The sequence below is a fragment of the Demequina oxidasica genome (genome assembly GCF_000975115.1).
GTDB lineage: Bacteria > Actinomycetota > Actinomycetes > Actinomycetales > Demequinaceae > Demequina > Demequina oxidasica.
On record NZ_BBRE01000001.1, the window covers coordinates 1,306,377 to 1,320,210 of the forward strand.

16 protein-coding genes are annotated in these 13,834 nt (G+C 66.7%); 8 read left to right on the forward strand and 8 right to left on the reverse strand.

All coding sequences use genetic code 11. The annotated features are described in order from the left end of the window. Positions 1 to 3: 3 nt before the first annotated feature. Genes AOP77_RS05975 through AOP77_RS05985 form a run of 3 tightly spaced genes read right to left on the reverse strand, consistent with a single transcriptional unit; the run spans position 4 to position 2,391 of the window. Positions 4 to 963: an NHL repeat-containing protein gene (locus AOP77_RS05975; RefSeq protein ID WP_062210603.1), complete on the reverse strand. Its 960-nt coding sequence runs from the start codon at positions 961 to 963 to the stop codon at positions 4 to 6. After that, positions 960 to 2,195: an NAD(P)/FAD-dependent oxidoreductase gene (locus AOP77_RS05980; RefSeq protein ID WP_062210606.1), complete on the reverse strand. Its 1,236-nt coding sequence runs from the start codon at positions 2,193 to 2,195 to the stop codon at positions 960 to 962. The genes AOP77_RS05975 and AOP77_RS05980 overlap by 4 nt, the downstream gene beginning before the upstream one ends. Before the next feature lie 4 nt (positions 2,196 to 2,199). Then, positions 2,200 to 2,391 carry a ferredoxin gene (locus AOP77_RS05985; RefSeq protein WP_062210609.1) on the reverse strand — a complete coding sequence of 64 codons (192 nt, stop codon included), beginning with the start codon at positions 2,389 to 2,391 and terminating at the stop codon, positions 2,200 to 2,202. Positions 2,392 to 2,502: 111 nt separating this feature from the next. Here AOP77_RS05985 and AOP77_RS05990 point away from each other — a divergent pair, with 111 nt between their 5' ends. The 4 genes from AOP77_RS05990 (at position 2,503) to AOP77_RS06005 (ending at position 6,396) form a co-directional block, all read left to right on the forward strand. Then, the gene (locus AOP77_RS05990) at positions 2,503 to 3,690 is read left to right on the forward strand and encodes an ROK family transcriptional regulator (protein ID WP_062210612.1); all 1,188 of its coding nucleotides are present in this window, start codon (positions 2,503 to 2,505) and stop codon (positions 3,688 to 3,690) included. Between the two features lie 79 nt (positions 3,691 to 3,769). Beyond that, positions 3,770 to 4,924 (forward strand): cytochrome P450, encoded by a 1,155-nt coding sequence (locus tag AOP77_RS05995; RefSeq protein ID WP_062210618.1) that lies wholly within the window; start codon positions 3,770 to 3,772, stop codon positions 4,922 to 4,924. A gap of 34 nt (positions 4,925 to 4,958) precedes the next feature. Beyond that, entirely contained in the window at positions 4,959 to 5,900 is a 942-nt protein-coding gene (locus AOP77_RS06000; RefSeq protein WP_062210620.1) for an aldose 1-epimerase family protein, read from the forward strand. Between the two features lie 103 nt (positions 5,901 to 6,003). After that, a complete protein-coding gene (locus AOP77_RS06005; protein ID WP_062210623.1) occupies positions 6,004 to 6,396 on the forward strand; it encodes a PLDc N-terminal domain-containing protein in 393 nt (130 codons plus the stop codon). A 76-nt stretch (positions 6,397 to 6,472) separates the two neighbouring features. Here AOP77_RS06005 and AOP77_RS06010 read toward each other — a convergent pair whose 3' ends face one another. From AOP77_RS06010 to AOP77_RS06020, 3 genes are read right to left on the reverse strand one after another with little or no spacing between them, the layout of a single operon-like run. Continuing rightward, positions 6,473 to 7,543, reverse strand: a complete 1,071-nt coding sequence (locus tag AOP77_RS06010; protein ID WP_062210626.1) for a DUF8320 family protein — start codon at positions 7,541 to 7,543, stop codon at positions 6,473 to 6,475. Then, on the reverse strand, positions 7,540 to 8,787 hold the full coding sequence (locus AOP77_RS06015; protein ID WP_062210629.1) for a sensor histidine kinase: 1,248 nt from the start codon (positions 8,785 to 8,787) through the stop codon (positions 7,540 to 7,542). The genes AOP77_RS06010 and AOP77_RS06015 overlap by 4 nt, the downstream gene beginning before the upstream one ends. Next, positions 8,784 to 9,428 carry a response regulator transcription factor gene (locus tag AOP77_RS06020; RefSeq protein WP_152649787.1) on the reverse strand — a complete coding sequence of 215 codons (645 nt, stop codon included), beginning with the start codon at positions 9,426 to 9,428 and terminating at the stop codon, positions 8,784 to 8,786. The genes AOP77_RS06015 and AOP77_RS06020 overlap by 4 nt, the downstream gene beginning before the upstream one ends. 179 nt (positions 9,429 to 9,607) lie before the next feature. On the opposite strand from AOP77_RS06020, the gene AOP77_RS06025 reads away from it, so the two are divergent. Beyond that, a complete protein-coding gene (locus AOP77_RS06025) occupies positions 9,608 to 10,246 on the forward strand; it encodes a variant leucine-rich repeat-containing protein (protein WP_152649788.1) in 639 nt (212 codons plus the stop codon). Positions 10,247 to 10,261: 15 nt separating this feature from the next. Here AOP77_RS06025 and AOP77_RS06030 read toward each other — a convergent pair whose 3' ends face one another. Both AOP77_RS06030 and AOP77_RS06035 read right to left on the reverse strand, forming a co-directional pair. Then, positions 10,262 to 10,987, reverse strand: coding sequence for a hypothetical protein (locus tag AOP77_RS06030; protein ID WP_152649789.1), 726 nt, complete (start codon positions 10,985 to 10,987; stop codon positions 10,262 to 10,264). Beyond that, positions 10,984 to 11,787, reverse strand: a complete 804-nt coding sequence (locus AOP77_RS06035) for an exodeoxyribonuclease III (protein WP_062210636.1) — start codon at positions 11,785 to 11,787, stop codon at positions 10,984 to 10,986. Before AOP77_RS06035 ends, AOP77_RS06030 begins: the two co-directional genes overlap by 4 nt. A 53-nt stretch (positions 11,788 to 11,840) precedes the next feature. On the opposite strand from AOP77_RS06035, the gene AOP77_RS06040 reads away from it, so the two are divergent. The 3 genes from AOP77_RS06040 to AOP77_RS12355 all read left to right on the forward strand — a co-directional run. Further along, entirely contained in the window at positions 11,841 to 12,599 is a 759-nt protein-coding gene (locus tag AOP77_RS06040; RefSeq protein WP_062210639.1) for an SDR family NAD(P)-dependent oxidoreductase, read from the forward strand. A gap of 64 nt (positions 12,600 to 12,663) precedes the next feature. After that, positions 12,664 to 13,230 (forward strand): orotate phosphoribosyltransferase, encoded by a 567-nt coding sequence (gene pyrE / locus AOP77_RS06045; protein WP_062210642.1) that lies wholly within the window; start codon positions 12,664 to 12,666, stop codon positions 13,228 to 13,230. Positions 13,231 to 13,306: 76 nt separating this feature from the next. After that, the coding region (locus AOP77_RS12355) for a hypothetical protein (protein ID WP_201774092.1) at positions 13,307 to 13,834 on the forward strand (528 nt) is incomplete at its 3' end.

Sequence of the window (13,834 nt, forward strand, 5' to 3'; positions counted from 1 at the left end):
CTCTTAGGGGCGCTCCCGTAGCCGCCATTGCGCGCCGCCGATGAGCCACTCGGTCAGGAAGATGTCTCCGGTCGCGTCGACGGCCACGCCGTGAGGTGAATTGAGCACGCCTGGCGTGAGAGTCGGCCGTACTAGAGCGCCGTGGACCAAGACATTTGGCCAGGGCGCGCTACGAGTCGTGGGCGCGGGTGGATCGGTGAGGCGCGAGACCCCGTCATCCGGCCCGACCTCCAGCAGCCCACCATGCAGGTCGGTGACCACCACGGTGGTCCCGCGCTGGGCGAGGCACGACGGGCTAGTGAGAATGTCAGATGCAATGACCCGCGAGACGCTGCCGTCGATCCCGAAGGCGACGATGCGACGGTTGCCGCGGTCCGCCACCAGGATCTCCGGCGAATCCCGCCGGCGATCCACCACGAGGCCGTGCGGGCAATCGAAGAGGACGCCTTCAGCGCCCCTCAGGGTCAGGGTGAGCGTGCCATCCGGATCAAAGCGATGCACCAGCGACTCTCCATAGCCGTCAGCTACCCAGACTGCCCCCGAGTCATCCTCCACCACCGAGGTTGGGCGCCAACGAGCGTCCTCATAGTCGGGCAACTCGGGCTGGGACAGTTCCGCGACGATGCTCGCCGTGTCATAGTCGCGCGAGCCGAGGTCAATGAGCACGGCACGCCCCGGGTGGATACTCTCGTCGTATCCCAGCCCCGGACGAGCCTTAGCGCCAGGATCGGCTAGCCACAGCATCGTCTCCGAACCGGGCCACCGGGATATCCCGTGAACCTCCTGGAGCGCCACGGCGACCGACCGGGCAGTGCCGGCCTCGACATCGGCGACGATCAGCCGTCCGCCTTCCGGGGCGCAGAAAACAGCGCGGCCATCGGGAAGTACCTCGATGCCCGAGTGGGCCCACTCGTCGCTTCCGGCGCTGTCGGGCCAGAGGTCGGTCCATTCCCACGTGATCATGCGGCGGTCCCCGCGGCGAGGGGCTGCGCCATGAGTTCCTTGCGGTAGGTCAGCATCTGACCGGTCATCCCTATTCCGCATACGCCCACCAGTCGGTGGTCGCGGTAGTAACCCACGAGGCACTCGCCGGCGAGATCCCCGGCGAGCAGCGTGGAGCGGTCGGCGAGGCGCGTCATGCCGTACGCGAGCAGGTGGACGTCGTATTGGTCGGTCCAGAACGATGGCAGCGGCGCAAAGGGAGTCGCGGCGACATCGAGATGGGAGGGGTCGCCGGCGAGCATCGGCGCCATGACGGAGGCCGCGCGCTTCGCCGTCTCCGTGGGAATGTTCCAGTGCTCGACCGATGCCGACTCGATGCCGTGGTGCGGATGCGGGTAGCTTGCGACGTCGCCCACCGCAAAAACGTTGTCGTGAGGCGAGCCGTCGGCACGCACCACGCGCATGGCGGAGTCCGTGCGAAGCCCACGGGTGGCGTCGACGTCATTGCTGGAAATCCATTCGACGTTGGGGGAGGAGCCGACGGCCTCGACCAGCACGTCGCACGCAAGGGTGCGCCCGTCGGCGAGGTCGACGTGAGCCAGGTAGGGGTGGCCCAGCGCTGCGGTGATGCGCGTGCCCATGGAGAATGCCACGCCGTGGTCCTCGTGGCGGACTTGCATGGCGGCGCCCAGGTCGTGGCCCAGCGCGGCCTCCATGGGCACGGCGGTCGTTCCTACGACGTGGACGTCGCACCCGAGTCCGATGGCGGTGGCGGCAACTTCGCAGCCGATGAACCCGGCCCCGGCGATCACGACCCGTGTGCCGGGGGTCAGTACGTCCCGCAAAGATCGGGCATCGTCGATTGTCCGTAGCGCGTAGCGGCCTTCGGTGGCGCCGCCGGGCACGTGAAGACGACGTGGACGGACGCCCGTCGCCACCACGAGCGCGCTGAACGTGCGAACCTCGCCTCGGTCGTCGGTCACGATGTTGGCCCCGAGATCGGCACTGACGACGCGAGTCCCGGTGACCCAGGTGACGTCCGAGATGGCGGGCCGGTGGGCGAAGGTGAGATTCTCAAGGGCGTCATCCGCGCCATGAAGGGCGGCCTTGGACAGGGGTGGCCGCTGATAGGGCAGGTGTGACTCGTCGCCTATGACGGTAATGGGGCCGTCGTAGCCGGAGCGGCGCAGGGACTCGGCGGTACGTAGGCCGCCCAGCGAGGCGCCCACGACGATCACGGGAAGTGTGGTCATGATGTTAGCGCGCCATCGAGATTGCCTGCATGGGGCAGATGTCGATCGCGTCCTCGATGGCCTCGCGATCGTCGTCCGCGACCTGCGCGACGTACTCGAGGCGATCCTTGGCGTTGAGCTCGAACACGTGGGGCGCCTCGAGGACGCACTGGCCGTAGTGCTGGCACTGAGACATGTCGACTTTGACGTTGATCACGGGGGACCTCCGGGGATAGGTGGCTGGCGATGCGGCCAGTATTACATAAAATAGTCGGTAAGTGTCTAAATTGGCGAGATGGCACGATGAGTCCATCGACAAGGGGGGCTCATGGGCGAGGCGAAAGGCCACAGCAAGGTGGAGATGCGCCGCCGCAACCTGGCGGTGATGCTGACCCGCGTGCAGCGCTCCGGTGCGATGTCGCGCTCGGAACTCACCAACGCGCTCGGGCTATCGCGCACCACCGTCCTGGAACTCTCTCAGCAACTTGCCGAGCTGGGCCTGGTAACGGAGGCCGACTCTCCGCGTGAGGCCGGCGCCGGCCGCCCCAGCCGGGTGGTGCGTGCATCGGACCGCATCGTCTCACTTGCCGTCAACCCCGAGAGCGACGCGCTGACCGTGGGCCTGGTCACCCTTGGGGGCGTGCTTCTCCGGAGCGTGCGCATCCCCACCCAGGGTTCGATGACGCCCGAACAGGCAGCCGATGCTGCCGCCGGCGCGTGGGCTGCGTTGCGTGACGAGTTGCCGACTGGGGCAACCGTGGTCGGCGCGGGCGCCGCCATCCCCGGACAGGTGGCACGCGAGGCAGGGCTCGTGCTGAATGCCCCCCGGCTTGGCTGGCACGACGTGGCGTTCGCCGAGATGCTTCACGGCAGACTCGGCATGCCCGTCGCAATCGACAATAACGCCCGTGTGGTGACCGCCACCGAGCATCTGCGCGGGGTCGCACGCGACTGTAGTGACTTCATCTACGTCTTCGCCGGCGCAGGCGGAATTGGCGGAGGCGTCTTCTCCGGCGGCCGCCCGCTGCTCGGCAGGAATGGGCTGGCCGGCGAGATCGGGCACGTGCGGTTGACGGCCGATGCGGTCGCTGACTTTGGCGGGCTCACGGGAACGCTCGAGGCTCACGTGCGTCGTGACGAGATCGTGGATGTACTTGGTGGGACGTCGGGTGACGATCTGGAGTTGGACGCGCGGATCTCCGTCGCACAGGGCCCAGAATTCACCGCGATTGCCACCCGCCAGCTCGAAGCGCTCGCGGGAGCGCTCGGAAGCCTGGCGAATGTCTTCGACCCGCAGGCCCTGGTGCTGGGGGGATTCGCGGGTTCGCTCTATCAGCGCCTGCCCGAGGTATTCGATTCCGCGCTCGCGGCCTCGGTCCTGCCCGGCATCGGCACGGGCCTTGAGGTGCGGACGTCGGTGGACACCGCCAGCGCGGTGCTGGTGGGGGCGGCTCAGCTTGCGTTCGAGCCGGTCCTGGCGGATCCGCTGAGCGTCGTGTTGGTCCCACGAGAGTAGTCGCCGCCACTCAGGGATGCGTCCATGGTAATCTTCTCGAAGAATTTAGACGATTACCGATTTTATTGAGGAGTGCGCCGTGGCACACCAGACTTACCAGGGGCGACGCGAGGTCCGGGGTCACGCCAACGTGCGTGCCGCGCTTAAAGACACCGAGACCTACTCGAGCGACCTGCTGGGCGATCGTGACGTGCGCAGCTACCGTCAATTGCCTCTGGAGGCGGACCCGCCGCGACACACGAAGTACCGTCAGGCTCTCCAACCGCTCTTCATGGGCGACGCCATTGCACCCAAGGCGCCGCGCTTCAAGGCGCTGGCACGTGAGCTTATTGATGGGATCACGGCACGCGGAGGTGGCGAACTGACCACGGAACTCGCCCTGCCGTACGTGATTGGCTGCCTCACCATCGTCTACGAGCGCCCGCAGGATTACGAGGAGTGGCTGTCGTGGGGACCCGACGTGTGGACCGCGGAGGCCTACGCGAAGGGCGAGGTCTCCGAGGAGTCGATCCGCGCCCAGCGTGACCGTGACTTCGACAAGCCCAGCCAGCGCTCCGGCAAGATGCTCGACGACTACCTCGCGCGCGTGTTCGACGCAGCGGAGGCCAAGGGGGACGTCGCACCCGAGGACCGCGACGTGTGGGACCAGATCGTCGCGCTCGAGATCGACGGCGAGCGCCTGACCCGTGACGAGATGAAGGGCATCGCCAATGTGCTGCTGGCGGGCGGTCGCGACACGGTCATCAAGGTCGTGACCGGCATGGCGTGGCACCTGATGCGCAACGCCGAGGACCGCGACTACCTCACGCGAGAGCCCGATGCCTTCAACAGCGCCTTCGCGGAGATGGTGCGCTACCTGTCGCCACTGTCCAAGATGGAGCGCGTGCTACCCGAGGACCGCCAGGTTCCGGACGCCCAACGGGACGCATCGAAGTATGTGCTGATGAGCTACGTTTCCGCGAACTACGACGACTCGGTGTTTCCCGACCCGGAGACGCTGGATCTGCACCGCAAGCGCACGCCCCACCTGGGGTTCGGATTCGGCAAGCATTCCTGCATGGGGATGAATATTGCCGAGCACGAGACCAAGGCGTTCCTGCAGACCCTGCTCGAGTCGTGGCCGGCGTGGGAGTTCGACGGTGAGCCCGAGATTGTCTGGGAGGTTGATGGCGAAGGCGCCGACGCGCACACCATCTTGGAACGCTTCGCGTCGGTGCCCGTACGCGTCGCATAGGGGTAGAGGCGACAGATGTGGTTCAGTTATCCCCATGACCAACGCAGCTAGCCCCACGGGCGACCAGATCCACCTCGAGCGCCAGGTCGGGGACTCGACCGTCACCGCAACTGTCACCAGCATCGGCGCCGGCCTGCGCGTGTTGCGGGTGGGCGACATCGACATCATCCAAGGATTTCCGGCCGATGCCGAGGTCGCCTTTTGCGCGGGGCAGATTCTGATCCCGTGGCCCAACCGGGTGCGAGACGGAGCATGGTCGCACGAGGGTACTGCTCTCCAGCTGCCCATTAACGAGGCGGACCGCAACAATGCCATTCACGGCTTCTTGCTGACCTTGCCGCACGAGGTGATGGCCTCTAGCCCCGAGTCGGTGCTACTTCACACCACGATTGCGGCCAGCGACGGCTACCCCTGGGAGCTCAGCGTCGTCACCGAGTATGTCCTGACTGAGGCGGGTGTGGCGATCACGCACCGCATCACGAACGCCTCCGCGACTCCTGCCCCAGTGGCCGTGGGTTCGCACCCCTTCCCCCGCATCGGCGACGTACCGACCGAGGACCTGGTGGTGACGCTCGATGCCGCCACCCGCGTCGTGGTGGACGAGCGTCTGAACCCCACGGGAACCGAGGCCGTCGAGGGCACTCGCTTTGACCTACGCGCCGGCCAGCGTGTGGGGGACTTTGACCTGGATACGGCGTACGCGGACATTACGCCGCGCCCCGACGGCACGCGCGCGTTGACTGCCACCGCACCGGACGGGCGCTCCGTCACGGTCTGGGGCGACAGCAACTTCACCCAGGCGCAGGTTTTCAACACGGATGAGTTTCCGGCCGATGGTGGGACCACCTGGGCGGTCGCCCTTGAGCCCACAACGGCGGCGCCGAACGCGCTCGCCTCCGGAGAGGATCTGCATCTCGTGGCGCCGGGTGAGACCTGGGAGTTGACCTGGGGTATTGAGTACAACCCGAACAACTAGCCCGCGCCCTGTTCCTAGTCTAGGAAAAGGCGCGCACGTGCGGGTAGGGTACTTGTAGGTCCGTCAAAAGCGGCGGTCTGTTTACTTTTCTAAAGGGGTAGTAATGGATTTTCTCGGTGACTTCCTGAACGTGTTGCTCTTCACGCTCTGGATCTTTATCTTCATCTCGGTCATCATGCTCGTGGTTCGTATCCTGATGGATATCTTCCGCGACCACGACCTCTCCGGCTGGGGCAAGACCGGCTGGACCTTCCTGATCATCGTCTTCCCGCTGATCGGCGCACTGATCTACCTGATCGCTCGCGGCAAGGGCATGGCAGAGCGCAACGTCAAGGACGCGCAGGCAATGCACAACGCTCAGGTCGAGTACACCCGCTCGCTGGTCAACGAGGCCTCGGGCCCCGCGGCCGACATCAAGGCAGCGCAGGACCTCCTCGACGCGGGCACGATCAACCAGGCCGAGTTCGACAAGCTCAAGGCAAAGGCCCTCGCTTAATTAAGCGAGGCTCCACGCCAGACGGTTCGCCGTCGCCAAGGCGGGTGTTCCCTTCGGGGAGCGCCCGCCTTTTGCGTTACCCGACGATGCGCTCGCCGGCGTCGTCCAGTGAGACGCGCTGACGATCCTCGCCCTCGCCGGACACCACCGTGACGGCGGTGTCACGACCCTCGGGGAGCATGCGGGCGGTCACCGTGCCGTGCTGCGCGCGCTCAAGTTCATTCACCACGACTCTGCCTAGCCGCCGCATCGCGTCGCCGGATGGCAGCGGCGCGCCGCGGTCGTCGAGCAGGTTCACCGTCACGCCCCGTGATCGCGCGTCACGAGCTGCATCCGCGATGGTGGGTAGGGTGAGCGAGCGGCCGCGGACGCTGTCGCGCAGCTCCGCCTCGACAGTCTGGAACACTCGTCGGTCCTCGTCTGTCAGGGGGGCGCCAATTGCAATTCGCTCCAGGTGCGGCACCGCGAGCGCGGCCAACTCGGACACCCGCTGTCGGCGAATTTCCAGGCTGGCGTCCGCAGCGGCCGCCGCCGCGGCGGCATCTACCGAACGGTTGGTCAGCGTGTTGATGATGCGCGCAGTGCGCCGCAGGCTCGACGCGAACAGGGTGGCCACGAGCAGGATCCCCCAGTGGTTCTGCATGAGTGTCAACCCAAACAGCGGGCTGTGGCCAACGCTGACGGCCCACCATATGGTGATCGCCGTGAGGAGCGCGATGCCGAGCCACGCTATGCGCGCGCGCCTGCGCAACGCCAGGAAGAACAGCAGCCAGGTTGCGGCGCCCAAGTTCCACGACTCTCGGCCGAGGCCATCGGCCTGGGGGAAGTGCCAGTTCATGACCAGCGCGGTGACACACACGATGGCAACAATCGCGACGGTGTCCAGCCAGGGCAGGGGGTCCGCGTGTGGGCGGGTGACGATCAGCGCGCCAGCACTGATGAGCACAAGCCCCACAAACGACGGCCAGGCCGACTGCATGCGGTCCAGGGTCGCGAGGGTGAACACCACGTTGGAGAGGATGAAGAGGTAGAGAATAAAGCGTGCCGGCGCGGACTTAAGCGAGAGCAGGTCACTGACGTCCGTGGGTGTGGAGACCAGATCCGCCGGCTTGGAGGAGCCGTCATGGCGCAGGGTTCTCTCGGTCATGGTCGCCTCCAGGAGAGGTCGACGGTGGTGCCCGCACCGGGTCTCGACGTGACGGCAGCATCGCCGCCGGATATGGACCTCATGCGCTCGATGATGCTTACTCGGATACCAAGCCTGCGCGGGCCTACCGACTTGGGTGCGAACCCGCGGCCAGAGTCACGGATTCGCACGGCGGCTCCTGTTTCCGTGACATCGATGTGTACCTCGCGACTCACGGCCTCGTCCCCGTGGCCCGCGTACTGGGCACTGTTGCGGATCGCCTCGGCGAGGGCCTCGGTCATCGCCGCGACCACGCTGGCCGGAGCCGATTCCGTGGTTTGCAAGCGGTAGGAGAAGTCAACGTCGGCAATGATGCCCGTCACGGTGGCGCGCAGTGCAGCGGTGAACTCCTCTGGACTGTAGGTGGTGCGTCCGGTGCCATCTTGGGTGATCGCGGCGATGGCGGCCAGCGCGCGTTGCGCCTGCTCCGCGAGCCCTGGGGCTGCGCCCTTGCGTCCTGCGGTCAGTAGCACCGACATGACGTCGTCGTGCACGATGGCGTTGATGCGCGTCTGCTCCCGGTCGCGAGTACGTCGCGAGGCCTCGAGCGATGCCTGCGCGCGTGCTCTCGCGGCGACCTGGTCTTGGCGCTCCGCAGCGTGCACCACAGCGGTGGCGACCCCCATGAGAATCAGCGAGAAGACCATCCCGCCGAGCCCGTCGAGGATGGCGTCGAGAGTGGAGTCGGCCCGGGACAGAATCTGATTGACCGCAACGATGGGCCCCGTGGCGATCGCGTACGCCCATACCCAACGCCCTTGCCAACGCACCGCGGTGATGGTCGCGGCTAGCGCGGTCACCCCCTGGAGCCACGGCGACGCATCATTCGCCAGGACGTCCACCGTCATCGATGGCACCCACAGCAACTCCGCCACCACGAACCCGACCGACGCGGTGGCAGCGAGCGCATACATCGCGCGCAGGGAAATCACGAAGGGCAGCACCACAAAGGTCGCCGGCAACAGGATCACCACTGCCACCGCCCCCCATGCGTACGCGGGACGCAACTGGCTCATCTGGGCGAGGATCCCGCCACCGCCGGTCGCGAGCAGGGCGCCAAAAACGATCGCCCCGATTCCCGTCGCGAGGAACAGCATGCGTTGCATGCGGTCGCGGGCGTCGTGGGTCACCACAGGAATGCCGGCCGATGCTGAGGCTGCCGAGGCGGCGGGCTCCCCTTGGTCCGGGGCTACCTGGGTTGTCACGCTGGACCTTCGAGCAGGCCGTCCTCAAGCGCACGCTTGTAGAGATCTACGCGGGTGGTGGCTGGTCGCCCGACTTCCGCGTACTTCTTGCGAATCCGGCTGACGTAGTCCGCGACAGTGTCGCGGGAAAGCTTGGTGATTGTCGCCACGGAGGTTGCCGTCTCGCCAGAGGCGTACAGCGACAGAATCTCTTGCTCACGAGCGCTGAGCCTCGCGTCCGGCAGTTGCGCATCGGAGTCAATGGCTGCAGCCCAGTCCACTCCAAAGACCTCGCGTCCACGAGCAGCCGTGCGGATGGCGTCAAGCAGAGTCTCCGCGTCGGTGGATTTGCGTATCAACCCTAGTGCGCCTGACCGCGCGGCGGACTGGATCAGTCGCCGGTCTTCAGCGCCGGTGTAGATCAGCACGTGTGCACCACGGGAGTGAACGGCGCGTACGTTGTCCTCGGGGAGTGACCCGTCGGCAAGGCGCAGGTCCAAGACCACCAGGTCGACGTTTTCGCCAAGACCGTCGAGCTCCGCGACCGTCTCGACCATGCCCACCAGGCGCAGGTCATCGGTGGCGTTGACCAGGTCTCGGAATCCGAGCGCGATCAGCGCGTGGTCCTCGACCAGCGCAATAGTCGGCGTTGCCATGCTCATGTGGTGACCTCCCTGGTGGATAGCGTAGTCGGAGCGGGGGACAAACGTGCTCCCTGCCCCCCTTTTGGGGGGCTTTACGGCGGGGCAATCGAGTGCCACTCTGGGAACTGGCGACGCAGCGGCCGCGAGAAGAGGCATTGCGCACTGTCGCCCAGGCCGGCATGAAGGGAGGGCGTTAGGTGCATTGGTCAGCTGAGGAGTACCTGCTGATGGGCACGGGTGCGTTGTTCATCGTCGTCCTGCTGTTGGGGCGCTCCCCCACGGTTTCGCTGTCGCGTATGTCCTACGTAATGTTCTCCGCGGCGGCTGCCGTGTGTGTGACGGCGGGAGTGTTGCTCGCGACCGTCGACGACGCTTGGTACCCGCCGGTGCTATGGCTACTCCCCGTTATTCCTGCGGTCGAGATCGTCATCCTGGTGCGTGACGCCTTGAGTCGTGAGGAAGACGCCGCCGAGGCGGCGGAGTTGGTGGCGATCGAGGTGGGTGAGCCCCGCGTCGACCATCCCGTGACCTCGATACCGCGTCGAGTGGCCAAGATTCTTCCACAGTCAGCGGGGCGTGGGACCCAGCACCCTGCCGACGACGCCGCGGCGCGAGCGCGAGCGCATAACCCGCATACAGACGCGACGGTGCTCGCTGATCTTGCCTATGGTTACCCTGGGCTGCGGGCGGCGGTCGCAGGCAACCCAGCAACTCCAGCGACGGTGCTCGACTGGCTCGCGGAGTCCGGCGACCCAGTGGTCACCGCCGCAATCGCTGCGCGGGGGTCGTCGCTGTCGATGCGGGGTCGTCACGTTAATCCACCCACCGCCGTCTGACACGCAGGCGCGCTACTAGCTCACCACTGCATCGGCCGTGGCGTCCTGGGCGGTGCCTGATCCGTAGGAACCAGCCACGGGGCGCTCGGTTGTGATGACGCACACCCCGGTGCGGTCGCCGAGCTGCCACGTGTCCTCTGACGGCACCCAGGCCAGCCATTCGTAGGCCGGAGCACCAGGCGAGGTCGCGACATAGCCATGGGATGGGTCGACCTGTGCGGCGCAGAACGTCATGACCTCCTGGCGTGCCGCGGGCGTACCGGGCCACTCGGTCGCCGTAAACGTGTAGCTGACGAGGGCCTCGGCGTGATGCGGATCCGCGCAACTCACCACCTGGACCGGTCCGGGGGCGGCAGTGGGACTGGGCGCTTCCTTGATGCACATCCCAGTGATCACCTGGCCGGTGTGGAGTGTGCCGGTGTCGCCCTGCGCTGCGGGCTTGACTCCTGAGGAGCGATAGGTCAGGATGCCGGCCCAGCCGATCCCGCCCAAGATGAGGGCGATAGCGGCGATCATTGTCGCGAACACCCAACGCCCATTGGTTCCCCGCCTCGCCTTTCGCGGCCGGCGGGTCTTCTTGCTCGCGGCGTGAGGTGCCGTAGGCGCGAGGGTTGAGGTGTACCGTCCGGCCGATGCCGCGGTCGGGGCGGTTGAGGAGGGTCCGACTCCGCCGCCGGGTGGTGGCGGCGGAGCGAAGTCGAAGCCCGCTTCGCCCGGAGTGGGTGAACCGTCCTCACTCATAGTGCGGGGCCGGCCTCGTCGATGTCCAGCACCACGGGCACGTGGTCGGAGGCGCCCTTGCCCTTGCGTTCATTGCGGTTGATCTGCACATCGACGGCACGCGCGGCGAGGGCTTGCGACGCGTACATGAAGTCGATGCGCATTCCCTCGCCCTTGGGGAATCGCAGCTGCTTGTAGTCCCAGAAGGTGTACGTGTTCGGCTCTGGCTTGAAGCGTCGTGATAGCTCCTCGTAGCCGGCGCCCTCGAACGCGTGGAAGGCTTCGCGCGCCTCGGCCGTGATGTGAGTCTCTGCGTCGCTGTCCGCCTCCGACCAGATGTCCTCGGTGCGCGGCGCGACGTTGAAGTCACCAACCAAGGCGGTGGGCGCATCTGCCCAGGTCGCCGATGCTGCACGCAGCTCCTCTAGGAAGCCCAGCTTGTACGCATAGTGAGGGTCGGCTAGGCCGCGCCCGTTGGGAACGTAAAGGCTCCACACGCGCACGCCGCCACACGTCGCGCCCAGGGCCCGGGCCTCGACCACCACGTCCTGGTCGGGTTTGCCGAAGCCGGGTTGCTGCGGAAAGTGGTCCTGTACGTCCTCCAGCCCCACGCGGGACGCGATCGCGACGCCGTTCCACTGGTTGAGGCCGTGGATGGCGACCTCGTAGCCGGCGTCGGTGAAGGCCTGCAGCGGGAACTGCTCCGGCTTGCACTTGATCTCCTGCATGGCGAGTACGTCGGTCTGCGAGCGCTCGAGCCAGCCGATCACCCTTTCCTGACGGGCACGGATCGAGTTCACATTCCAAGTGGCGAGGCGCATGACTCCACGCTACCGGAGCGCAGCGCCGCCGTTGCGTCCCGTAGCCTCGAACTATGGCAACAGCATTGGTGACCGGCGCATCGGCCGGATTGGGCGAGGAATTCGTGTGGCAGTTGGCGACGGCTGGTCACGACGTGGTGCTCGTGGCGCGCTCGGGCGACCGGCTCAGCGAGCTCGCGGACGTGATTCGATCCGCGACGGGCGTGGGAGCCGAGGTGCTCGTGGCGGACCTGTCCACGGAGGTCGGCCGTGGTGTGGTCGAGGCCCGCATCCTGGACGATGCGCACCCCGTCAGCATGGTGGTGAACAACGCAGGCTTTGGGCTGGGCGAGGGCTTCCTCGCGAGCACTTGGGAGGACGAGCGCGCCGTGCTCGACGTGATGGTCACCGCGACGCTGCAGCTCTCGCACGCCGCCGCGCAGGCGATGTCGGCGCGTGGGCACGGGGCGATCGTCAACATTTCCTCGATCGCCGCACACCTGGCCAACTCGACCTATGCCGCACACAAGCGGTGGATCCTGGACTTCACGGAGGCGCTCGCCGGTCAGCTCAAGGGAACCGGCGTGAGTGCGACCGTTGTGGTGCCCGGGCTGGTCCGGACCGAATTCCACGACGCCGAGTCGCTCGCGCACATGAAGACCGACTACCCCGACGTCGCCTGGCTGACGCCGGACGTGGTGGTGACCGCGGCGCTCGCGGGCGTGCGTCGCAAGCAGGTGGTGGTCACGCCCAGCGCGCGCTATCTCGCGGCTGCGGGCCTGCTGCGCCTGGTGCCCAAATCGCTCACGCGCCGTGGCGGCGGCAACCTCTAAACCCGCCACGGCATCGGCCGATGCCGTTGGCAGTGGGGCCCTAGCGCGCCGCTAGGCTGGGGCCATGACTTCAGCAACCCCTCGCGAGGAGCTTCGCGACCTCATCAAGGACCTCGCCGTCGTGCACGGTCGCATCACACTCGCCTCCGGTAAGGAAGCCGACTACTACGTGGACCTGCGCCGCATCACGCTGCACCACCGTGCGTCGCCGCTCGTGGGTCACTTGTTGCTGGACCGCCTCGAGGAGGAGGGCTTTGGCCCCGCCGACGTGGACGCCGTGGGAGGTCTGACGCTGGGTGCCGACCCCGTCGCCACCGCGCTGATGCACGCGGCCGCCTCGCGTGGACTCGAGCTGGACTCGTTCGTGGTGCGCAAGGAGAATAAGGCGCACGGTCTCCAGCGTCGCATCGAGGGCCCCGACGTCGCGGGCCGCAAGGTAGTCGCGGTCGAGGACACGTCCACCACTGGCGGTTCAGTGTTGACGGCGGTCGACGCGCTACGCGAGGCTGGCGCGGATGTAGTCGCGGTTGCGGTGATCGTGGATCGCAACACCGGCTCGCGAGAGCGCATTGAGGAGGCCGGGTTACCGTACATCTACCTCTACGGCCTCGAAGACCTGGGCCTCGCCTAGGCGCTCGTGACCTTCAAGCGCGCAGGGGCAGGAGATCACTCTTCCCAGCACGACCTCGCGCCGCTAGGGTGAGCGCATGCGCCAGTCGCTGAGTCTCCGTAACGCCGCGGCCTTCTTTGCCGCCGGCGTCTTTGTGGCCGGCTTCTTCCTCTTTCGCATCGGCTTCACACCCCTTTGGCTGTTCGTGCTGGGCGCCATCGCCGTGGTGTTCTGGGTGGTGGACTACGTCCGCGCCCAGCGTCATCGCAGCGAGTACGCGGAGTTCGCCGCCTTGCACGGCTGGGAGTACGGCGCGCGGAGTGTCGACTACAACTCCAGGTTCACCAGCACGCCGTTCGGGGTGGGCATCAAACCGCACCAGACCGACGTGCTGCGTGGAACGTTGAGCGGACTCGAGTGCGCCACGTTCACTCACCACTACGAGGTTGAGAATGGCCGGGGCGGCGAGAGCACCCACTACGTTTTCCAGGTCACCATCGCCGAGTTGCCGGTAAACCTGCCGCGACTGGAACTCATCCCCGAGTCACTTGCCCAACGTGTCGCCAAGACTGTGGGAGCGATGGACATCGAGTTCGAATCCCACGAGTTCAACCGCCAGTGGCGG

What these genes read in the sequence shown, in the direction of transcription:
- AOP77_RS06035 (WP_062210636.1), bottom strand. Translation starts at nt 11,787, where the DNA reads ATGCGCCTCGCCACTTGGAATGTGAACTCGATCCGTGCCCGTCAGGAA.
- AOP77_RS05980 (WP_062210606.1), bottom strand. Translation starts at nt 2,195, where the DNA reads ATGACCACACTTCCCGTGATCGTCGTGGGCGCCTCGCTGGGCGGCCTA.
- AOP77_RS05975 (WP_062210603.1), bottom strand. Translation starts at nt 963, where the DNA reads ATGATCACGTGGGAATGGACCGACCTCTGGCCCGACAGCGCCGGAAGC.
- AOP77_RS05990 (WP_062210612.1), top strand. Translation starts at nt 2,503, where the DNA reads ATGGGCGAGGCGAAAGGCCACAGCAAGGTGGAGATGCGCCGCCGCAAC.
- AOP77_RS06010 (WP_062210626.1), bottom strand. Translation starts at nt 7,543, where the DNA reads ATGACCGAGAGAACCCTGCGCCATGACGGCTCCTCCAAGCCGGCGGAT.
- AOP77_RS06000 (WP_062210620.1), top strand. Translation starts at nt 4,959, where the DNA reads ATGACCAACGCAGCTAGCCCCACGGGCGACCAGATCCACCTCGAGCGC.
- AOP77_RS06005 (WP_062210623.1), top strand. Translation starts at nt 6,004, where the DNA reads ATGGATTTTCTCGGTGACTTCCTGAACGTGTTGCTCTTCACGCTCTGG.
- AOP77_RS06020 (WP_152649787.1), bottom strand. Translation starts at nt 9,428, where the DNA reads ATGAGCATGGCAACGCCGACTATTGCGCTGGTCGAGGACCACGCGCTG.
- AOP77_RS06030 (WP_152649789.1), bottom strand. Translation starts at nt 10,987, where the DNA reads ATGAGTGAGGACGGTTCACCCACTCCGGGCGAAGCGGGCTTCGACTTC.
- pyrE (WP_062210642.1), top strand. Translation starts at nt 12,664, where the DNA reads ATGACTTCAGCAACCCCTCGCGAGGAGCTTCGCGACCTCATCAAGGAC.
- AOP77_RS06040 (WP_062210639.1), top strand. Translation starts at nt 11,841, where the DNA reads ATGGCAACAGCATTGGTGACCGGCGCATCGGCCGGATTGGGCGAGGAA.